Below are 19,814 nucleotides of genomic sequence, written 5' to 3'. Positions count from 1 at the left end.
TGATCCGGTGATCAGACCGACCGATCCCGACGACCTGGACGCGGTCGGCGCAATCTACGCCCACTACGTGCAGGCCGGCGTCGCGACATTCGAGCTCGTCGCACCGGACGCGGCGGAGTGGCGACGTCGGTTTAGCGGCGTGCGGGATGCGGGTCTGCCGTTCCTCACAGCGACGCTGGACGGCAGGGTGGTCGGCTACGCCTATTGCGGGCCGTGGAAGAGCAGGCCCGCCTACCGGCACACTGTGGAGGACTCCATCTACGTCTCGCCGGACGCCGCGGGCCGCGGGGTCGGCGGCCGACTCCTCGACGCGCTGCTCGAGCATTGCGCGGTCGCGGGGGTCCGCGAGGTCATCGCGGTGATCGTCGACAGCGGCGACGCGGCATCGCTGGCGCTGCACCGCGATCGCGGATTCGTCGACGCGGGCAGGCTCACCCGGGTCGGCTTCAAGCACGGCCGATGGCTGGACACCGTGCTGCTGCAGCGCAGCCTGGCCGCTCAGCCCAGCTGATCGGTCACCTCGCGCCAGACGGGGTTGTCGTTGCGATGGTCGGCGGTGTTGCGGCATTCGCCATAGAGCTTCATGGTGGCGAAGCCGTGGTCGTCGAGGTTGCGATAGAAGATCGCCGTGACCCCGTCCCTGGTCAGCTTCTGACCGAAGTGCTCGGCCGTCGAAGCGGCGGGCGTCCAGCCGTGCGCCGTCAGCGAAGCAGCCACGTCGCGCAGGTACTTCACCGAATTGTTCTGCGGCAGAGCAAAGTTGAGATAGATCACGGCCTGATACGGCGGCTCGGTCTCGTTCTGGCACGACACGAACGCATAGCCGCCGGAAACGTCCTGTAAATCCGCGATGCCGCGGATCTGCCTCGCCGACGTCAGCACCTGCCCGACGGACTGCGCATCGGTCATCGGCTCGCCCTGGACCGACACCTCGTCGTCGTCGCGGCCGGTGAGCCAGAGCAGGCCCGCTGTCACCGCCAGCACCGCCGCGAAGGCCGACAACACCAGCACGGCGGTTCGCGACGAGGTCAGCCGGCCGGTCATCGCGGCCTACCGACCCGCGATCCCGCTGATCAACCGGTCGCAGAGCGCCTCCATCTCCGTGCGCGCCTGATCCGGATCGGCCGCGCGGGAGACGAACAGCGCCGCCTCGTCCAGCGCCCCGAGCAGCACGTGGGCGGCCGGCCGCAGCGGCTGGTCGGGGATGGCCCCTTCGGCAACCGCGTGCGCCAACATGCCCTCGATCACCCCGAGGCCGTACTTGACCCCGACCGCACGCCACCGCTCCCAGCCCAGCACCGCGGGCGCGTCGATCAGCACGATGCGCGCGACGTCGGGCGCCGAGCAACGTTCGAGGAAAAGCCGAGCCCCCAGTCGCATGCCCGCCAGCGCGTCGGCCGGTTGGCACTCCGCGATCTGCCGGGCGATGTCGGTGACCAGATCGCGTTCGACCTCCTCGTAGACCGATGCGAACAACGCCGCCTTGTCGTCGAACTGGTGGTACAGCGCGCCGCGTGTCACGCCGGCCGCGGCCACGATGGCCTGCGTCGACACGTCCGCAAAGCCTTTGTCGGCGAACAACTTTCGGGCAGCCTCAAGCAGAACCGCGCGCGTCGCGGCGGTGCGTTCGGCCTGGGTGCGCCGGACCGGCACCACCTCGTCGTTGACTTTCATACAGCCTGCACGTAACTTTCATACCAAGTGTTTGTAAGTGTGATGGAAAGGATAGCGAAAATGCCACAGGTCGCGCTGGACCAGGCAACGATCGACTACCGCGTGTTGGGCCCGCAGGACTCACCGCACCCGCCGGTGGTGTTCGTGCACGGCATTCTTGTCGACAGCCGACTGTGGGACCGGGTGGCTGAGGGGCTGGCGCGTCAGGGTTTCCGTTGCTACTTGCCGGACTGGCCGCTGGGTTCCCACGTCACTCCGGTCACGGATGCAGCGGTGCTGTCGCCGCACGGGGTCGCGACGCTCATCCGCGACTTCATCGAGGCGCTCGACCTCTCGGACGTCACGCTCGTCGGCAACGACACCGGCGGTGGCCTGTGCCAACTGGTCGTCGACGGCTATCCGGACCGGATCGGCAGGCTGGTGCTGACCAACTGCGATGCGTTCGACAAGTTCCCGCCGTTCCCGTTCACCGCCGTCTTCGCGTTGCTGCGGGGACCCGTCTCGATCAAGCTGCTGTTCGAGCAGATGCGGATCAAGGCCCTGCGGCACTCACCGCTCGGGTACGGCCTGCTGGTCCGCCCGGACCCACAGCTCACCGCCGCCTGGGTGGAGCCGGCGCGCACCGATGTCCGCATCCGCCGCGATCTCGCCACGCTGCTGCGCAACGTCGCCAAGACCGACCTGGTCGACGTTTCGACTCGGCTCGGGCACTTCACCAAACCCGTGACCATCGTGTGGGGTCAGGGAGACCGCGCGTTCACACCGGCCCTCGGCAGGCGGTTGGCCGCACTGTTCCCGAACTGTGAGCTGATCGAGGTACCCGAGGCAAGGACGTTCGTCTCGCTCGACGCACCCGATGCGGTCATCACCGCGATCGAGAAAGTGGGCGCTACCGCCTGATCAGCGTTTGACCAGGGTGTACTGGCAGATGTCGGTGTAGCCGTTGCGGAACAACTCGGCGCAGCCGGTCAGGTACTTCATGTACCGGTCGTAGACCTCTTGAGACTGAAGCTGGATGGCTTCATCCTTGCGGGCCGCAAGCTTGTCCGCCCAGATCTCCAGCGTGCGCGCGTAATGCTCGCGCAGGCGCTGCGCCCTGGTCAGTTCGAAACCGGCCTTCTCCGCCTGCTCCACGACGACGTTGAACTTGGGCAGGTCACCGCCGGGGAAGATCTCGTCCATGATGAACTTCGAGAAGCGAAGCAGCTTCATGGTCAGTGGCAGACCGCTTGCGACGAACTCGTCATCGGTGGGCTTGATGATCGTGTGCAGCATCATCACGCCGTCGTTCGGCAGCAGCTGGAAGGCCTTCTTGAAGAAGTCGTCGTAGCGGTCGCGGCCGAAGTGTTCGAACGCGCCGATCGACACGATCCGGTCGACGGGCTCGTCGAACTGCTCCCAGCCTTGCAATAGCACCTTCTTGGTGCGCGTGCTCTTCGACGCCGCGAACGTCTGCTCGACATGGGCCTTCTGGTTCTCGCTGAGGGTCAGGCCGATGACGTTGACGTCGTAGCGCTCCAGGGCGCGGTTCAGCGTCGCCCCCCACCCACAGCCGATATCCAGCAAAGTCATACCGGGTTGCAGGCCCAGCTTGCCGAGGGACAGGTCGATCTTGGCGATCTGGGCTTCTTCGAGCGTCATGTCGTCGCGCTCGAAATATGCACAACTGTAGGTCTGCGTCGGGTCGAGAAACAGCCGGAAGAACTGATCGGACAGGTCGTAATGCGCCTGCACGTTCTCGAAGTGCGGCCTCAAACTCTGTGTGTCACTCGTGGTATCTGGCAAGGTCAGCCTTTGGCTTTTGTTATTGAAATGGTCCGGGCTCCGCGCGTTTCGAGAGCCACCCCCGTCGTGAGGGCAGTGTACGCACAATCGGTGTGAAGAGTTCTCAGCCTCCGGCCGGACACCATACTGTTGACAAAGTCAATGAATCGTTTGACGATGTCAACTATGTCTGAGACGGTCGACGATGTCCGTGGCTTCAACCGCTTCTACACCAGGGTGCTGGGTCTGCTGCAGCCCGACCTGGTCGGGTCGGCGTTCGGGTTGACCGAGGCCAGAGTGTTGTTCGAACTGGCGAATCGCGACCACGCCGCGGTTGCCGACCTGCGCGGCGACCTGGGGCTCGACGCCGGTTACCTCAGCCGCATCCTGTCGAACTTCACCGCGTCGGGCTTGGTGACGCGGGAAAAGTCGTCGGTCGATGCGCGGCGTCAGGTGGTGCGGTTGACCGAGGACGGTCGGCGCGCCTTCGAGAAGCTGGACCGGTTGCAGGCGGACGCGATCGCAACGATGTTGGCGCCGCTCGACGAGGGCCGGCGTGCGGATCTCGTTTCCTCGATGGCGCGCATCCGCCGCGCGCTGGGCGATGCGCAACCCCGGACCGGTTTGGTGCTTCGCGCGCCGGCGCCGGGAGACCTCGGTTGGGTGGTTGAGCGGCACGGCCACCGGTACGCCACGGAGTACGGCTGGGACGCGACGTTCGAGGCGCTGGTGGCCCGCATCGTTGCCGACTTCGCCGACCGCAACGACGTCAGACGCGAAGCGGCGTGGATCGCCGAGCTGGACGGCGAGCGGGTCGGCTGTGTGTTTTGCACGAACCACCCCGACGAGGAAGCCACCGCACAGCTGCGACTGCTGCTCGTCGAGCCTTCAGCGCGCGGCAGCGGGGTGGGCACCCGACTGGTCGACGAATGCCTGCGGTTCGCCCGGCGGGCCGGCTATCGCCGAATCACGTTGTGGACCAACGACGTCCTGCTCGCCGCCCGCCGGATCTACCAGCGGGCGGGCTTCCGATGCGACCGCAGCGAGCCGCATCACAGCTTCGGACACGACCTCGTCGGCGAATTCTGGTCGCGCGACCTGTGACCGGTCAGGCCGCAGGCGTCGCGCCGAGCACCCGCTGGATGTCCGGTTTCATGGCCTGCAACTGACCGCCCCAGTAGCCCCAGCTGTGTGTGCCGTTGGGCGGGAAGTTGAACACGCCGTTGCTCCCGCCGGCCCGCGTATACGCCGCCTGGAAGTCCTTGTTGGTGCGGATGGTCAGGCCTTCGAGGAACTGCGCGGGAATTTGCGCATTGCCAAGCCCGGCATCGAGATCCGTGGGATTGCCGTTGCCGCTGTACACCCAGATGCGGGTGCCGTTGGACACCAGCCGGCCGATCTGCAGCATCGGGTCGTTGCGCTGCCAGGCAGGCCCGCCGTACGGGCCCCACATGTCGAGCGCGTTGAACCCGCCCGCGTCGCCCATCGCGATGCCGACCAGCACGGGCCACAGCCCCTTTGACAGATTCAAAAAGCCCGACAGCGCACCGGCGTAGACGAACTGGCCGGGGTGATAGGCGGCCAGGATCAGCGCCGCGCTCCCGGACATGGACAGGCCGACAACGGCGTTGCCTGTCGCGCTGACACCCTTGTTCGCGGCCAGCCAGGCGGGCAGTTCCGAGGTCAGAAACGTCTCCCACTTGTAGGTCTGTGTGGTGCCGTTGCCGACCGCGGGCCGGTACCAGTCGGTGTAGAAGCTCGACATGCCGCCGACGGGCGCCACGACCGAAACCCCTGAGCCGTCGAACCAGCTGAATGCGCCGGTCTCGATGTCCCAGCCATTGCGGTCGTCGCGGGCGCGCAGACCGTCGAGCAGGTAGACGGCCCTGGGGCCGCCGCCCTGGAACTGGACGGTGATGTCGCGTCCCATCGAGGGCGAGGGAACGCTCAGGACCTCGACCGCCGCGTTCGCGGTCGGAGTCCCTCCGGTGATGCCGATCAGTGCGGGCAGCAACGCCGCCGCGATGATTGCCGCCGACAGTCGGCGGACCCATTTGTTCGTTGCCTGGTGAGAAATGTTCATGGTCCTACTTAGGTCGTCCCGACAACGGGTTAATCGCGGGCCAACTCCACTCAGTTACACCGGAATGGGGGGACAATCGAAAACGACCGGAGCCGAAGGGAGCGAACGATGAAAGCCAAAGTCGGCGATTACTTGGTGGTCAAGGGAACCACTGTCGAGCAGCACGATCGGCGCGGCGTCATCACCGAGGTCCGTTCGGACGACGGGTCACCGCCGTATGTGGTCCGGTGGCTGAGCACCGATCACACCGCTACGGTGTATCCGGGCCCGGATGCAGTCGTCGTCACGCCCGCCGAACAGGAAGCGGCGGACGCGCGGCACCGATCTGGATAGTCGGATACTCGGGGACGGGACGGAGGCCGGTCATGACCACCCCTGACGACATCGCTTTCGCCGAAGACGACGACACGTGGCTCGAGGCGGATCGCGTCGCGACCGGACGGGGGTGGGAAGCCAACGAAGCCGATCTGATCGAGCAGGCCATCGCCGTCCCTGACGACGAATCGGAGTTCGACCGCTGAGAACTCAGTTGTGGATGGCCGACGACTCCTTGAGCAGCAGGCCATAGCCGTTGCAGCACATGCTGACTCGGAGAGGTTGGCTCGGGGTGTGGGTGGCGAGCCAGGCCCGCAGCGCAGGCAGTTGCTTCTCCACCGATACGTGTTTGACCCCGAGTTCGTCGAGCAGCGTGTGCAGGCACCTGGGTTCTGTTGTGACGGTCATGGCTGTCCCCCTTCGACGCCCCGTCGACCAATTTTATGTCGATCGACTGCGACGCGAGGCGGTTTGCTCAAACGCCGCCGCGGTCGCGTCGGCAACCGCGAAACCATTAGCTGCAGAAGGAGAATCATGAAATTCGGTGACGCCGTCCGACCCTGCGCGACCGCTCTGTGTGCCGCGGTGGCCTTCGCGATGCTGCCGATGGCGCCCGCGCGGGGCGACGACGCCAATCCTCTGGTGGCACTGGTGGATGCGGCCGCTCAACGGCTGCAGACGGCGGACCCGGTGGCGGCGACCAAGTGGATCAAAGGCGGTTCGATCGAAGACCCGCCACGTGTCGAACAGGTGTTGTCCACCGTGGCCGCCGACGCCAAACGCAGAGGTGTGGACAGCGGGTACGTCAGGCGGATTTTCACCGATCAGATCGACGCGACCACAGGCATCGAGTACACCCGCTTCGGCCAGTGGAAGCTCGACCCCGGATCGGCGCCCGCCCAAGCGCCCGACCTGACCGCGTCACGAGACGTCATCGACCGGTTGAACGCTCAGATGGTCGAGCAGATCGCCGTCCAGTCTCCGGTGTTGCACTCCCCCGACTGCCTGCGCACCCTCGACGACGCCAAAGCCGCCGTCGCCGTCGCACGCACGCTCGACCCGCTGTACCGGCAGGGGCTCGACTATTCGACGCATTCCTATTGCGGTGCATGAGGTTTCAGAAGAGGCTGCGCTCACCTTCGACGTCGTACTCGGCGACCGAGCCCGCTTCGATCGCCGCACCCTGTTCGTCGCTGGGACCGGAACCGCGGAAGGCTTCGACCGCGGCCTGCGTTTCCCACCGTTCGAAGATGTTGACCCGGCCCGGCTCCAGCAGGTCCGCCGCGATCGAGAAATCAAGGCAGCCCGCGGTGCGGCGCGCCTGACGAACCACCTCCACGCAGCCGGCGAGATAGTCGTCGCGTTGTTTCGGGTCGACCACGACGTGTCCCGCGACAATCACCATCGCGAGCCTCCTTCCTGTGTAGTAAGCAGGAGACCATGAATCTTCGCGAGGCACGAGAACCCGTCGCCGCTCTCGACGCCGCCGCGACGGGCGTATTCGGGGAGGCCTACCAGACCCCTGACGGGTCAACGGTCATCCCGGTCACGCGCGGCGCTGATGCCCGTCCCGCGGGGATCTACGTGATCAAGGACGGCAAGGCGTCGTGGGTGCCCGCCGTGGACGCCGGCCGCGTCGCGATGATGGGCGTCCTGGTCGGACTGGTCGCCTCGGCACTGGCGGGCGTCGCTATGATTCGTCGCCCGCCGTGGCCCGATCTGCACGGCGATATCTCGCGCGCACACTAAACGCCGCGACCACCACCACCGCCAACGCGGCCAACCACGGCCACGCGCCGTGCTGGTGCACCCAGCCGGCGATCGCAGCCTGCACCCGGCCAGCCGCCCCGATCACCGGATCTTCGGGGCTGCCGTTGCCGCCGAACAGCCGGATCTCGTAGAACCCGTAATAGCCGACGTAGCCGCCGACGACGACGAGCAGCGCGCCGCTGATGCGGTTGACATACGGCATGATTCGGCGAATCCGCGCCGTGACGGTCGAGGCGGTCACCGCGGCGGCCACGGCCAGCACGCCGACCACGAGGGTGAAACCAGCTGCGTAGGCCAGGTACACCGCTACCGCGCCGACGGCCGAACCGCTGCGCAACCCCGCGGCGGTGACCGCCAGAAACGGCCCGACGGTGCACGATACTGACGCAATCGCATAGCTGACGCCGTAGCCGAACATCGACCCGAGTCGCGCCGTCGGCGCCCCGCGCGCGCCACGCGCCAGCGGGCGCAGCGGGGTGAATTCGCGTCCGGCGAGCAACCAAACCCCAAGGGCGACAAGGCCGATACCGATCGCCGTGGTGACGTACGGCAGGTACCGCTGCACGGTCGAGGCCACCGACACCGTGAGCAAACCGAACCCGGTGAAGACCGCGATGAAGCCGAGCGCCATCGCCGCTGTGGCGGTCACCGCGCGCGCCACCGCGGTGCGCCTGCTGGTGTCCTCGCCGCGCACCACAAGAGCGAGATATGCGGGCAACATGGCGAATCCGCACGGGTTCAGCGCCGCCACCAGGCCCGCGGCGAACGCCAAGCCCAGCAGGTCTTGATCCATGCCGCGGCTAGGTGTACTGACCACGGACGTTGGTGACGGCGTGGTGAGGTGACAAGACGAAGACCTCCGAGTGGAGTGCGAGCTGTCTAGGAACGCTCACCGATCTCGGAGGTCTTCGTGGTTCACCGTAATGCCCCTCTGTCCGAAACCGGTCGTCTGCGGCTGGCTCAATGCGTCGTCGATGACGGGTGGTCGCGTCGTCGCGCGGCTGAACGCTTCCAGGTGTCGGTGACCACCGTCTGTCGGTGGGTGGATCGCTATCTCGAGCTGGGCGAGGCCGGGATGGCCGACCGCAGCTCACGGCCGCATCACAGCCCCAATCGCACGCCGGTACGGACAGAGCGGCGCGTCATCGGGGTGCGTGTCACCCGACGGTGGGGGCCGGCCCGGATCGCCTACCTGCTGCGGTTGAACGTCTCCACGGTGCACAACGTGCTGCGCCGTTACGGCATTGCCAAACTGCGTTGGCTCGACCGCGCGACCGGGCGCGTGGTGCGGCGCATGGAATCGGCCGCATGTGGTGATCTCGTGCACGTCGATGTCAAGAAGCTGGGCAAGATCCCCGCCGGCGGCGGTTGGCGCATGCTGGGCCGGCAGGCAGGTAAGCACAACACGCAAGCCGATAAGAGTTCGGGACGGCGCAGTAAGTACCGCAATCCGGTGCGGGGCTACCACTTCCTGCACACGGCTCTGGACGCGCATTCGCGGCTGGCCTACTCCGAGATGCTGGCCGACGAACGCAAGGAGACCGCGTCCGAGTTCTGGGGACGCGCCAACGCATGGTTCATCGAGCAAGGAATCATTGTTCAAAAGGTGTTGACCGACAACGGATCCTGCTACCGGTCACACGCCTTCCGCAAGGCGCTGGGCGACGACATCGAGCATCGCCGCACACGGCCGTATCGGCCGCAGACCAACGGGAAGGTGGAGCGATTCCACCGGACCCTCGCCGATGAGTGGGCCTACGCCCGGTTGTACACCAGCGACGAACAGCGCTGCCAGGAGTACCCACGGTGGCTGCACAACTACAATCACCACCGCGGCCACACAGCACTCGGGGGTCAACCACCAGCCAGCCGTGTACCTAACCTCTCAGGTCAGTACAGCTAGGCCAGCGCCGCGACCCGGTCGGACAACTCCTGGGCGGGCATGGCCGAGGTGGGGTTGTTCACGAACGTCGACGATCCGTCGGACCGGTAGAAGACGTAGGCCGGTTGCCACGGGACGTTGTAGCGGGCCCAGATCGATCCGTCGGCGTCGTTGAGGTTGGTGAAGTTCAGGTTGTACTTCGAGACGAAGGCCTGCATCGCCGCCACGTCGGAGCGCGCCGCCACCCCGACGAAGGTGACTTTGGGATTGGCCGCGGCGACCTGGCTGACGTTCGGCGCCTCGGCGTTGCAGAACGGGCACCACGGCGTCCAGAACCACAACACCGCGGGCTTACCCGCCAGGCTCGATCCGGAGAACGGCGCGCCCGACAACGTCGTCCCGGTGAACTGCAGCCGGTCGTCGGCAACCGCCGCGGGTGCACTGATCAAGCCGAACGTCAGGGCAGCGACCCCGCTCAACACGAGTGATCGGGTCAGTCGCGAAAATCTGCGTCGCATACTTCTTGACACGAAGGCACCATCGGCGGGGTTCACCGACCGCTCAGTTCTGCCGCGGACCCAGTTCGGCCACGAACCGGTCGATGAACGCGGAGACGTCCGCGTGCAGGGCGGGCCGGATCACGAACTTGGTCAACCCCGCCGCCAGATAGCCGTCCAGTTGACGGTGTAACTGTGGCCAATCGCTCGCGATCAACTCGGCGGGATCGACGTCCGGCCGACGCCGCCTGACCGCTGCCGCCAGCGCGCCAGGCACGTCCCCGTCGCACACAGCGAGGTTGATGCCGAAGTGGTCAGGTTCGATTTCGCGGCCTGCCGCGGCGGCGGCGCGCAGAATCTGCTCCCGGCCGCCGCGCGCCGCGTCGGGGGTGAGGAAACTGCCGAGCCATCCGTCGCCGAGTTGCCCGAGGCGGCGAAGCGCCGCAGGTGCCGAACCGCCGAGCCACAGGTCCAGCGGCTTGACCGGGCGCGGTTCGACGTCGGCGGCGCTGACCGCGAAGTACTCGCCCTCGAACGCGACATCGTCTTGTTCCAGAACCGATCTCAACAGCCGCAGCGATTCGTCGAAGACGGCCGCGCGTTCGCCGTCGGGCACGACGAAGATCTCACGCTCCGCGGGTATCGCCGAGCGCAGCCCGAACACGGGCAGCACCCGCTTGGGCGCCAGCGCCGCCAACGACGCCAGCTGTTTGGCCACCAGCACCGGGTGCCGGCCGGGCAACACCGCGACGGACGTGCCGACCTTCAACTTCGTCGTCCTGGCCAACGCGAAAGCCATCCCGACGAACGGGTCGACGGCCTTGGAATACACCAACTCCGAGAACCACAGCGAGTCGATGCCAGTCGCCTCCAGATGGTCGACGATGCCGGCCAGTTGTTCCGGACCCGTGTCCGCGCCCAGTCCGATGCCGAACCGAATCTTCACGACCCGATGCTACGGAAAGGCGGCCAGAACCCTTGTGCCCAGTTGCCTGAAGGGACGAAAGTGAAAAAATGAGCGATCCGTGGATCCGGGGCTGTGTGGTTCAGCGGATCATGTTTCGCGGTGGACTGGTGCTCAACCTCGACGACAACGAACTTGTCATCTCGGTGCCCTTCTATCTCACGCTGCCCAAGACCGCCCGTAACGACGAGGAGGCGGTGTTGATCGATCCGAGGGCCGCCAGGCCTGTCGAACGGGCACTGTTCGACTTCGCGGGCTCGGTCTGCACCCATGCGAGCTGGGACGAGGACGGCAGCCTGCACCTAGGGTTCTCCGACGGCCACGAGATCCACGCGCACAGCGACCAGCACCGCACCGCATGGGAGCTCTATGGCAAACACCACGGATACGCCGCCTGCCTGGCGCGCGGGCAGGTCCGCGTCGTACGACATGACCTGCCGGAGGACGAATCGGCTGAGCGCTAGCACTGCAGCGCATAATCTGGCGGGCGATGACTGCTCGGCTATGTGCGCTCGCGATCGCGGCTGCGTTGCTGCTGACGACCTGTGGCTGCGGCCAATCACCGCCGCCGCAGCCGACCGGTAGCAGTCCCGCGCCCGCCAAGCCGATCGCCGACGCGCTTGCCAAGCGCCTCGACGCTGCTGTCGATCAGGCCATGTCGGCCGCGGCGGTGCCCGGCGCCATCGTCGGCATCTGGGGGCCGGACGGTGACTATGTCCGCGCCTTCGGGGTGGCCGACAAGGCGACACAGGCGCCGATGCGGGCCGATTTCTACAGTCGAATCGGCAGTGTCACAAAGACGTTCACGGTCACCGCGCTCCTGCAACTCGCCGATCAGGGAAAGCTGAACCTCGACGACTTGGTCGCCGAGTTCGTCGACGGCGTACCGCTTGGCGACCGGATCACGTTGCGGCAGTTGGCTCGGATGCAGAGCGGGTTGTTCAACTACAGCGCGTCACCAGAGTTCCAGCAGGCGATATTCGCCGATCCGCACCGTGCCTTCACGCCGCGCGAACTGCTGTCCTACGCCTTCGCGCAACCGAATCAGTTCCCTGCCGGGCAGAAGTTCGAGTACAGCAACACCAACACGGTCCTGATCGGCCTGGTGGTGCAAAAAGTCAGCGGAGAGCCGCTGGCCGACTACATCGGAAACCACATCCTGACGCCATTGGGGTTGAACCACACCAGCTTTCCGGCGGGCAACGAGTTCAGCGATCCGCATGCGCAGGGCTACACCGAAGGCGCGGACGGCAAGGAGGCCGTCGCCACCGATTGGAACCCGTCGTGGGCGTGGGCCGCAGGCGCGATGATCTCCACGCTCGACGATATGCGCGCCTGGTCGGTCGCGTTGGCGACCGGAAAGCTGTTGACCCCGCAGATGCAGGAGCAACGGTTGCAGACGGTCGGCTCCCCCGGGATGCCGCCTCAGGACGGTTACGGCCTTGGCATCTTCGATCTCGGCGGGTGGATCGGTCACAACGGCAGCCTGCCCGGATATCAGACCGTCGTGGTGTACCTGCCGGAAGAGCAGACGTCGCTGGTGATCATGACGAACACCGACGTCGGGTACCGCGGCGGTGAAGCAAGCACGGCCTTGGCGACCGCGATCACCAAAGAGCTGACGCCCGATCACGTTTATTCGCTCGGCCCGCAGATGCCGCGCTGAAGAAGGAGATGACCATGCAAGGATCGGCAACCGTGACCATGGCTGCGCCCGCGGACAAGGTATGGGACCTCATCGCCGACGTCCGCAACACCGGCAAGTTCTCGCCCGAAGTGATGGAGGCCGAATGGCTCGACGGCGCAACAGGTCCCGCGCTCGGCGCACGCTTCCGCGGCCACGTCAAGCGCAACGAGATCGGACCGGTGTACTGGACCACCTGCCGGGTGACCGCGTGTGAGCCTGGTCGCGAATTCGGTTTCGACGTGCTGGTCGGTGACAAGGCGGCCAACACCTGGCACTACCGGCTCAGCCCTGTCGAGGGCGGCACCGAGGTGACCGAGTCGTTCAAGATGCCCGAAAGCCTCTTCACGACGCTGTTCGGGATCCTGGGCGGTCAGCTACGCCAGCGCCGCAACATCCGCGATATGCGAACCACCCTCGAGCGCATCAAAGCCGTTGTCGAAGCGCCCGAGGGTGGCTGACGCAGGTTACTGAACCCCGATACCGAAGACGGGGACCCAGAGGCCGAACAGCCAGAAGCCCCACTGGTGGAAGCCGTCATCCCACACCGGGTTGACGTCATAGCCCCAGTAGTTGAACGGCCGCGGCGGGCCGCCTGCCCACTGGAACGCCGGCGGTGGGCCCCAGCCCCACGGTGGCGCACCCCTGCGGTCGTCCCACCAGTCGTGCTTGTTGTTCGCCCACCACGGACCCTTGTCCCAGTCGGCGTGGTGATTGCCGTCGCCACACCACGGTGGGCAATAGTCATCGTGCCCGTGACCATTGCCCCGGCCGTTACCGTCGCCACAGAAGGGCGGGCAGAAATCGTCATGTGGCTTCAACGGCGCAGGCGCTACCGGGTCGGCGGACGCGACGGCCCCGCCCGGCCCGATGGCTCCGAATCCGAGCGCACCGACGATCATGGCTGCTGAGACGAACTTAGACAGCCCCATCGTTATCGACTCCCAACTTGCAACTTCGACGCCGAATCCGGCGCCAAGCCGTCACTATTCTTTTCCAAACCGGAGAAACGCAAACCGTTAGCTCCCGTGTGCATATCGGGATGTGCAGCTGCAGCGTTACCAACGGATGTGATTGGCACATCAGTGTTTTGCGGTGACTGCAAGACATGCAGGCGACGCGCCGATCGGTGATTGCTCGCCGCGATCTTGGGCCGGTAACGTGGAGGTGCGTGACCGAAGTCATAGCCGACGTCAGTCGCGGCAGGAGGACCGAACCGTTCGCCGCGGCCGCGGTGCTTTCGATAGCCGCCGTCACGACCGTATTGCATTGCGCGGCAAGCATGTTGGGTCGCGGCTACTGGTTCGACGAGGTGTACATGCTGGCGATCGGGCGCTATCACCTGGACTGGGGTTCCGCCGATCAGCCTCCGCTGGCGCCGGTATTGGCCGCGTTGGCGGACACAGTCGCGCCGGATTCGCTGACCGCGCTTCGGATACCGGTTGTACTGGCGACGGCGGCCGGGGTCGTCTTTGCCGGTCTCATCGCCCGCGAACTCGGGTGCGACCGGCGCGCGCAGGCACTCACCGCGGCGGCGCAGGCGACAGGGGTCTGGACCACACTGTTCGGCCACTGGCTGACGCCCTGTGCGCGCGAACCCGCCAAGTGGTTGTTGGCGATCTGGCTACTGGTGCGCTGGGTGCGGGTGCGCGACGACCGGTTGTTGCTCGCGCTCGGGGCGGTCGTCGGCGTCGCGGCATTGACCAAATTCCAGGTCGTGCTGCTGTGCCTGGTGCTGGTGATAGCTGTGGCGGCCGCCGTCCTACGGCACCAACCGCAGCTACGGATACTTCCCGCCGCCGACCGAGGGCCACGACACGCTGCTCTACATCGGGCGTGATCCCGGTGATCTGCGCCAGCGGTTCGACACGGTGCAGACAGTCGATGACGTCGGCGGTGGCATGCACGCGTATCTGCTGACGGGACAACAGCAGTCGTGGCACGAGCTGTGGGCGACGATGCGCACGTTGACGGTGTCCTGAAACCGCTCCGCCACAGCCACCCCGGCTGGTAAACAGATCGGATGGGTCAGTGGTCACGGCAGGAACTCGAAGACGCGTTTGCGGCGTATCAGCGTGACGTGGTCGAGGTCGGCAAGACATGGGACTGGGCAAGCTACGCCGACCATTTCACCGAGGACGCGAAATACGTCGAGCACGCGTTGGGGAACATGGAGGGCCGCGACACCATCCGCGAGTGGATCGTCTCGACCATGAACCAGTTTCCCGGCAGCGAGATGCCGTCCTATCCGGTGGAGTGGTATTCGATCGACACCGACAAGGGCTGGGTCATCTTCAAGAACATCAACACGATGAAGGACCCCGGCGACGGCAGTGTGCACGGCGCGGCGGTGATCACCGTGCTCGAGTATGCGGGCGACGGCAAGTGGAGCTACGAGGAAGACGCGTACAATCCGATGAACTTCCTGATGATGATCCAGGGCTACGTCAAGCGCTGCCACGAACTGGGCACGCTGTCCGACGACGCCCGCGCGTTCGCCAAGAACATGAATTGGGAACTGGCGTAATTTCTTTCGGCGAGCAGACGTAAAGTGCTCCAGTTTCGCGGCGTGTCGGGGCACTTTGCGTCTGCTCGCGCGGAAGGGGTTACCGGAAAACGAAGTCGTCGGGGTTCGGTACGCGCGTCCAGGTCCAGTAGTCGACGAGTCGCCATGGGCTCAGGCCGTAGACCTCGCCGAAGCGGTTCTTGTAGAACGAGTGCTTGATCGACGGTTGTGACCACACCAGTTTGCGCATCTCGGCCTGGGTGCGGTCGACCCAGTCGGCGGTCCTCTCTTCAGTAGGCTCCATCCAGCGGTGCCCGCCGTCGATCAGCAGCTCCAAACACTGTGTGATGTAACGCATTTGGCATTCTGAATGAAAGATCAGGCTGCCGCCGCTGGCCAGGTTGGTGCCTGGGCCGTACATGCAGAAGAAGTTCGGGAAACCGGGCGCGGTGATGCCAAGGAAGGCCGACGGCCGCTCCCCCCACCGCTCGGCCAGCACCTCGCCACCGCGCCCAACGATTTTCATGGGCCACAGCATCCTGGTCGCCTGAAATCCGGTGGCGTACAGGATGACATCGGCCGGATAGCGGTTTGCGTCGGCGTCCACGACCGCGTCGGATTCGATGTGGTCGATGCTTGTCCTGACCAGTTCGACGTTGTCGCGGGTCAGCGTCCGCAGCCAGCTTCCGTTGTCCTGCAGGGTGCGTTTGCCCGTCGCCGGGTAGTCGGGCAGCACCTTGGCCAGCAACTCGGCGTCGTCGCCGACCTGACTGCTGATCCACTCGGTGAACATGATCCGCGTGAGCTCGTTGATCTCGCTGACCGCATTCTGTTGCTCCGGATAGTCCGGGTCGACGTAGGCGGCGGCCAAACCCTTGTCGCAGCCCGGCCAGAACAGCAGGAACCGGTACCACCGGCCGTAGAACGGCAGATGCCGCAACGCCCACTGCACCCCCGGCCCGACCGGTTCGTGATAGTTGGGATTCGGGAACATCCACTGCGCGGTGCGCTGGAACACCGTCAACTGCTCCACCGTGTCGGCGATCGCGGGAGCGATCTGGAAACCGCTTGCGCCCGCGCCGATCAGCGCAACACGCTTACCGCGCAGATCCACCGAGTGGTCCCACTGCGACGAGTGAAACGCCGGGCCCCCGAACGTCTGCTGTCCGCTGATGTCCGGCACGTTCGGCCGGTCGAGTTGTCCGACGGCGCTGATCACCGCGCGCGCCGTGAGCGTCGTCGTCGCTCCGCTGCGGTCGCGGGCCCACACCGTCCAGGTGGCGGTGTCGTCGTCCCACACCGCTTCGGTCACCTCGGTCTCCCACCGCACATGCCTGCCGATGTCGTGCTTGTCCAGCACCGCCTGGAAATAGGCCTGCAGTTCGGGCTGCTCGGCGAAGAAGTGGGTCCACTGGTCGGTGGGCTCAAAGCTGTAGCAGTAGAAGTGATTTCCGACGTCGACCCGGGCGCCCGGATAGGTGTTCTGCCACCAGGTTCCGCCAACGCCCGCGTTCTTCTCCACAATCGTGAACGGTATGCCCGCCTCTTTGAGCCGGATGCCGGCCAGCAGACCGGATTCCCCGCAGCCGATGACCACCACCGGGAAATCAGTCGGAGTGCCCGGCACCGCTCGACTGTCCCTGCCGTCGAGTTCCATCTCCTCGAGCAGCATCGGCACGTACTCCGGCGGCACCGGCTCGCAAACCAGCCACTGCATCATCTCCTGCAGTAGCTCCGGCCCGATCGGTTCGGGTTCCGGGCAGCCGCGGTCGCGGTAGTCGGCGATCACCTCGAGCGCGATCTTGCGGACCGCGGCCTTGTCCTCCTCGGACATGAAGCCCTGCACTTCGTTGAGGAACACGCCCGCGGGTTTGAGTTCACCGCGGATCAGCCCCGGATCACCCGACATGTGCACCAGCGAGAGCATCAGCGTCGGGATGCTGACGTCCAGCAGCGCCTCGGCGATCTGCTCGTCGGACGTCGTAAACGGTTGCCCTGCATGTGGGTTACGCACCGTTCGGTGCTACCACGCCGGCCAGCGAATTGGAACATGTTTCAGATATCCGTGACGGCGGCCCGGCCGGACCCTACTCTCGGGGTCGTGGGTATCGCGGCGCGCGTGAACGGGACGGCTCCCCCGGATGTGCCGCTCTCCGACGTCAACCTCGGGTCATGGGAGTTCTGGGCGCTCGACGACGACATCCGCGACGGCGCGTTCGCCACTCTGCGCCGCGAGGCGCCGATCTCCTTTCACCCGGCCTACGTCGTGGACCCGACGCTCGAAGTCGCCGGTCACTGGGCGGTCACCCGCTACGACGACGTCTTCTACGCCAGCCGCCACCCGGAGATCTTCAGCTCCGCCAAAGGCATCGTGATCGGCGACCAGAACCCGGACCTGGCGGAATACTTCGGCTCGATGATCGCGATGGACGACCCACGGCACACCCGCTTGCGCAACATCGTCCGCAGCGCGTTCACGCCAAGGGTGCTGGCGCTGATCGAGGACTCGGTGCGGGACCGCGCGCGCCGGTTGGTCGAAGCGATGGTCCGTGACCATCCCGACGGCACCGGCGAAGTGGTGGCGCAACTTGCCGGCCCGCTGCCGCTGCAGATCATCTGCGACATGATGGGCATCGCCGAGGAGGACCACGAACGGGTCTTCCACTGGACGAACGTGATCCTGGGCTTCGGCGACCCCGACATCGCGACGGACCCCGACGAGTTCTTCAACGTCGCCGTCGAGATCGGTGCGTTCGCGTCGGCGCTTGCCGACGAGCGGCGTGCCCACCCAGGCGAGGACCTGACCACCAGCCTGGTGCAGGCCGAGGTCGACGGCGAACGGCTTACGTCGGCGGAGGTCGCGTCGTTCTTCATCCTGCTTGTCGTCGCGGGCAACGAGACCACCCGCAACGCCATCAGCCACGGCGTGCTCGCGCTGAGCCGGCATCCCGAACAGCGCGACGACTGGTGGTCGAACTATCCCGAGGTGGCGCCGACGGCCGTCGAGGAGATCGTCCGGTGGGCGTCCCCGGTGGCCTACATGCGCCGCACCACCACCTGCGACACCGAGTTGGGCGGCGTCGAACTGCGCGCCGGTGAGAAGGTCACCCTGTGGTACGGGTCAGCCAATCGCGACGAGTCGAAGTTCGCCGACCCGTGGCGGTTCGACGTGCGGCGCCACCCCAACCCGCACGTCGGATTCGGCGGCGGCGGTGCGCATTTCTGCCTCGGCGCCAACCTGGCTCGCCGCGAGATCACCTTGGCGTTCGAGGAACTGCACCGGCAGATACCCGACATCACCGCCACCGAGGAACCAGATCGGCTGCAGTCGGCGTTCATTCACGGCATCAAGCGGCTGCCGGTGTCCTGGACACCACCTCGCTGAGTTCGGCCCTGCTCGGCCCGTCGGCGACCGGCGGGCGCCAGCCGCCCGCGTAGATGTCGCGGGCACCGGCATGGGCAGGGCCCAGGCTCGCGGGCAGTGCGTCCATCGTGGCGTAGCCGCTGGCGAGGTCGGCCAGTCGGTGGTCGACGGCGGCGGCAGCCACAATCAAATCGGACGGCAGGCGATGGCCGAGGTCGACGTCGCCGCCCGCCCATCTCCGCATCCGGTCGGCGTCGGTGTACCGGTGGTCCTCGAACCACGGCCGGATGTGGTCGGTACACCAGCCGTCGAATTGCATTGTGGCCGCGGCTATGTCGGCACCCTCGTGGTCGAGTATCCCGAGCAGCGCGCGCGCCTGCATCAACGCCAGCGCGACCCCACGGCCCGCCAACGGCGTGGTCGTACAGACCGCGTCGCCGACGGAGATCAGCCCGGGCAGGGCGGGCCGGCCCGCCGCATCGAGCTGTCCCCGGTAGCTGTTGTACAGCCGTCCGCCGGGAAGCGCGCGTGAAACCGCCTGTGCGCGAGTCGGATCGATCCATTTGGACAGCCGCGGAATGGTCCGCACCGCGTCGTCGAACACCTCGTCGTGACGCATCATCCGCAGCCGCTTGTCTGTGCCGTCATGGGTGAACGTGATGGAGAACGCGCCGTTGTCGTGCAGGAACGCGATGGCCAGATAGCCGGACAGGCTCAGCGACAGGCCGATCGGGGAGTTCATCGGCCCGGTGTCGGCGGGGTCGCGCAGCCGATACTGCCGCGTGACGTACACCGCGCCGCAGTCCTCGCCCTCGGCCTGCGGCCGGATGCCGTCGGTGAATCGGCTGGACCGCCCGGACGCGTCGATCACCAAGTCGCACGGCACCGTCACGCCGTCCACCGAGACGCCGACGACGCTGCCGCGGTCCCGCTCGACGCGGTCGATGTGCCCACATTTCAGCGTGACGCCGGGTTGCGTGGCCGCGTGCGCATGTAACACCCGCTCGAAGGTGGCCCGGCGGCACAACATCGCCACCGGTCTGCCGTCGGCGCTTTGGGCCAGTTGCGCGCCTGCGGCGACGAGGCTGTCAAGCACATCGGGCATCTCGGTGCCGAGCGCATCGACGACCTGACGCCGGAACGTGTGCGCATGCTGAAACTGCATCACCCCCTTGCGATGCCACACGTCGTCATTTCCGGGCGGCGGGCCGGGGTCGCGGTCGACCACTATCACCTCACGGCCCCGGCGGGCCAACCCGATCGCCATGACCAACCCGGTCGGCCCCGCCCCCGTCACGACTGTTCGCACGT

26 protein-coding genes are annotated in these 19,814 nt (G+C 66.3%); 14 read left to right on the top strand and 12 right to left on the bottom strand.

Annotated elements, in window-relative coordinates; translation table 11 throughout:
- The first annotated feature begins 7 nt into the window (after positions 1–7).
- On the top strand, positions 8–511 hold the full coding sequence (locus C1A30_RS03435; RefSeq protein ID WP_235009632.1) for a GNAT family N-acetyltransferase: 504 nt from the start codon (positions 8–10) through the stop codon (positions 509–511).
- Here the strand turns inward: C1A30_RS03435 and C1A30_RS03430 are convergent.
- Both C1A30_RS03430 and C1A30_RS03425 read right to left on the bottom strand, forming a co-directional pair.
- Positions 499–1,044, bottom strand: a complete 546-nt coding sequence (locus C1A30_RS03430; RefSeq protein ID WP_101946867.1) for a hypothetical protein — start codon at positions 1,042–1,044, stop codon at positions 499–501. The genes C1A30_RS03435 and C1A30_RS03430 overlap by 13 nt on opposite strands.
- Positions 1,045–1,050: 6 nt before the next feature.
- Entirely contained in the window at positions 1,051–1,674 is a 624-nt protein-coding gene (locus C1A30_RS03425; RefSeq protein ID WP_101946866.1) for a TetR/AcrR family transcriptional regulator, read from the bottom strand.
- A 60-nt stretch (positions 1,675–1,734) separates the two neighbouring features.
- On the opposite strand from C1A30_RS03425, the gene C1A30_RS03420 reads away from it, so the two are divergent.
- Positions 1,735–2,574 carry an alpha/beta fold hydrolase gene (locus tag C1A30_RS03420; RefSeq protein WP_101946865.1) on the top strand — a complete coding sequence of 280 codons (840 nt, stop codon included), beginning with the start codon at positions 1,735–1,737 and terminating at the stop codon, positions 2,572–2,574.
- Here the strand turns inward: C1A30_RS03420 and C1A30_RS03415 are convergent, their stop codons facing one another.
- Positions 2,575–3,459 (bottom strand): cyclopropane mycolic acid synthase family methyltransferase, encoded by an 885-nt coding sequence (locus C1A30_RS03415; protein ID WP_101946864.1) that lies wholly within the window; start codon positions 3,457–3,459, stop codon positions 2,575–2,577.
- A gap of 165 nt (positions 3,460–3,624) precedes the next feature.
- On the opposite strand from C1A30_RS03415, the gene C1A30_RS03410 reads away from it, so the two are divergent.
- On the top strand, positions 3,625–4,542 hold the full coding sequence (locus C1A30_RS03410; RefSeq protein WP_200828145.1) for a helix-turn-helix domain-containing GNAT family N-acetyltransferase: 918 nt from the start codon (positions 3,625–3,627) through the stop codon (positions 4,540–4,542).
- 4 nt (positions 4,543–4,546) lie between these two features.
- On the opposite strand, the gene C1A30_RS03405 is transcribed toward C1A30_RS03410, so the two are convergent.
- Positions 4,547–5,521 (bottom strand): esterase family protein, encoded by a 975-nt coding sequence (locus C1A30_RS03405; RefSeq protein WP_101946862.1) that lies wholly within the window; start codon positions 5,519–5,521, stop codon positions 4,547–4,549.
- Between the two features lie 108 nt (positions 5,522–5,629).
- On the opposite strand from C1A30_RS03405, the gene C1A30_RS03400 reads away from it, so the two are divergent.
- Together C1A30_RS03400 and C1A30_RS35725 are read left to right on the top strand one after the other, a co-directional pair.
- Positions 5,630–5,854 carry a DUF1918 domain-containing protein gene (locus C1A30_RS03400; protein ID WP_067803338.1) on the top strand — a complete coding sequence of 75 codons (225 nt, stop codon included), beginning with the start codon at positions 5,630–5,632 and terminating at the stop codon, positions 5,852–5,854.
- 32 nt (positions 5,855–5,886) lie between these two features.
- On the top strand, positions 5,887–6,042 hold the full coding sequence (locus tag C1A30_RS35725) for a hypothetical protein (protein ID WP_200828144.1): 156 nt from the start codon (positions 5,887–5,889) through the stop codon (positions 6,040–6,042).
- A gap of 4 nt (positions 6,043–6,046) precedes the next feature.
- Here the strand turns inward: C1A30_RS35725 and C1A30_RS03395 are convergent, their stop codons facing one another.
- Positions 6,047–6,244 carry a hypothetical protein gene (locus C1A30_RS03395; RefSeq protein WP_101946861.1) on the bottom strand — a complete coding sequence of 66 codons (198 nt, stop codon included), beginning with the start codon at positions 6,242–6,244 and terminating at the stop codon, positions 6,047–6,049.
- Positions 6,245–6,370: 126 nt separating this feature from the next.
- Between C1A30_RS03395 and C1A30_RS03390 the strand changes: the two genes are divergently transcribed.
- The gene (locus C1A30_RS03390) at positions 6,371–6,949 is read left to right on the top strand and encodes a chorismate mutase (RefSeq protein WP_101946860.1); all 579 of its coding nucleotides are present in this window, start codon (positions 6,371–6,373) and stop codon (positions 6,947–6,949) included.
- 4 nt (positions 6,950–6,953) lie between these two features.
- Here the strand turns inward: C1A30_RS03390 and C1A30_RS03385 are convergent, their stop codons facing one another.
- A complete protein-coding gene (locus C1A30_RS03385) occupies positions 6,954–7,241 on the bottom strand; it encodes a putative quinol monooxygenase (RefSeq protein WP_101946859.1) in 288 nt (95 codons plus the stop codon).
- Between the two features lie 35 nt (positions 7,242–7,276).
- Here C1A30_RS03385 and C1A30_RS03380 point away from each other — a divergent pair, with 35 nt between their 5' ends.
- Positions 7,277–7,585 (top strand): hypothetical protein, encoded by a 309-nt coding sequence (locus tag C1A30_RS03380; RefSeq protein WP_101946858.1) that lies wholly within the window; start codon positions 7,277–7,279, stop codon positions 7,583–7,585.
- Here the strand turns inward: C1A30_RS03380 and C1A30_RS03375 are convergent.
- Entirely contained in the window at positions 7,527–8,399 is an 873-nt protein-coding gene (locus C1A30_RS03375; RefSeq protein ID WP_101946857.1) for a cytochrome c biogenesis CcdA family protein, read from the bottom strand. The genes C1A30_RS03380 and C1A30_RS03375 overlap by 59 nt on opposite strands.
- Positions 8,400–8,516: 117 nt before the next feature.
- Here C1A30_RS03375 and C1A30_RS03370 point away from each other — a divergent pair, with 117 nt between their 5' ends.
- Positions 8,517–9,509: an IS481 family transposase gene (locus C1A30_RS03370; protein ID WP_101946856.1), complete on the top strand. Its 993-nt coding sequence runs from the start codon at positions 8,517–8,519 to the stop codon at positions 9,507–9,509.
- On the opposite strand, the gene C1A30_RS03365 is transcribed toward C1A30_RS03370, so the two are convergent.
- Positions 9,506–10,006 (bottom strand): protein disulfide oxidoreductase, encoded by a 501-nt coding sequence (locus C1A30_RS03365; protein WP_101946855.1) that lies wholly within the window; start codon positions 10,004–10,006, stop codon positions 9,506–9,508. The two genes, C1A30_RS03370 and C1A30_RS03365, sit on opposite strands and share 4 nt — an antisense overlap.
- A 43-nt stretch (positions 10,007–10,049) precedes the next feature.
- A complete protein-coding gene (locus C1A30_RS03360) occupies positions 10,050–10,931 on the bottom strand; it encodes a TIGR03854 family LLM class F420-dependent oxidoreductase (protein WP_101946854.1) in 882 nt (293 codons plus the stop codon).
- A 68-nt stretch (positions 10,932–10,999) separates the two neighbouring features.
- On the opposite strand from C1A30_RS03360, the gene C1A30_RS03355 reads away from it, so the two are divergent.
- Genes C1A30_RS03355 through C1A30_RS03345 form a run of 3 tightly spaced genes read left to right on the top strand, consistent with a single transcriptional unit; the run spans position 11,000 to position 13,094 of the window.
- Complete coding sequence (locus tag C1A30_RS03355) at positions 11,000–11,413, top strand: DUF6188 family protein (protein ID WP_101946853.1); 414 nt, start codon at positions 11,000–11,002, stop codon at positions 11,411–11,413.
- Positions 11,414–11,439: 26 nt separating this feature from the next.
- A complete protein-coding gene (locus tag C1A30_RS03350; RefSeq protein WP_101946852.1) occupies positions 11,440–12,615 on the top strand; it encodes a serine hydrolase in 1,176 nt (391 codons plus the stop codon).
- 14 nt (positions 12,616–12,629) lie between these two features.
- On the top strand, positions 12,630–13,094 hold the full coding sequence (locus tag C1A30_RS03345) for an SRPBCC family protein (protein ID WP_101947601.1): 465 nt from the start codon (positions 12,630–12,632) through the stop codon (positions 13,092–13,094).
- A gap of 6 nt (positions 13,095–13,100) precedes the next feature.
- On the opposite strand, the gene C1A30_RS03340 is transcribed toward C1A30_RS03345, so the two are convergent.
- Positions 13,101–13,565: a hypothetical protein gene (locus C1A30_RS03340; protein WP_101946851.1), complete on the bottom strand. Its 465-nt coding sequence runs from the start codon at positions 13,563–13,565 to the stop codon at positions 13,101–13,103.
- Between the two features lie 239 nt (positions 13,566–13,804).
- On the opposite strand from C1A30_RS03340, the gene C1A30_RS03335 reads away from it, so the two are divergent.
- Complete coding sequence (locus C1A30_RS03335) at positions 13,805–14,473, top strand: glycosyltransferase family 39 protein (RefSeq protein WP_235009631.1); 669 nt, start codon at positions 13,805–13,807, stop codon at positions 14,471–14,473.
- A 183-nt stretch (positions 14,474–14,656) separates the two neighbouring features.
- Positions 14,657–15,160, top strand: coding sequence for a nuclear transport factor 2 family protein (locus tag C1A30_RS03330; RefSeq protein WP_101946849.1), 504 nt, complete (start codon positions 14,657–14,659; stop codon positions 15,158–15,160).
- Positions 15,161–15,239: 79 nt separating this feature from the next.
- On the opposite strand, the gene C1A30_RS03325 is transcribed toward C1A30_RS03330, so the two are convergent.
- Complete coding sequence (locus tag C1A30_RS03325) at positions 15,240–17,153, bottom strand: NAD(P)/FAD-dependent oxidoreductase (RefSeq protein ID WP_101946848.1); 1,914 nt, start codon at positions 17,151–17,153, stop codon at positions 15,240–15,242.
- Between the two features lie 87 nt (positions 17,154–17,240).
- Between C1A30_RS03325 and C1A30_RS03320 the strand changes: the two genes are divergently transcribed.
- A complete protein-coding gene (locus C1A30_RS03320; protein WP_101947600.1) occupies positions 17,241–18,524 on the top strand; it encodes a cytochrome P450 in 1,284 nt (427 codons plus the stop codon).
- On the opposite strand, the gene C1A30_RS03315 is transcribed toward C1A30_RS03320, so the two are convergent.
- Complete coding sequence (locus tag C1A30_RS03315) at positions 18,487–19,812, bottom strand: NAD(P)/FAD-dependent oxidoreductase (protein ID WP_101946847.1); 1,326 nt, start codon at positions 19,810–19,812, stop codon at positions 18,487–18,489. The genes C1A30_RS03320 and C1A30_RS03315 overlap by 38 nt on opposite strands.
- Positions 19,813–19,814 lie beyond the last annotated feature (2 nt).

The organism is Mycobacterium sp. 3519A, from assembly GCF_900240945.1.
Taxonomy (GTDB): Bacteria; Actinomycetota; Actinomycetes; order Mycobacteriales; family Mycobacteriaceae; genus Mycobacterium.
This window is presented reverse-complemented; position numbering and strand designations above follow the sequence as displayed.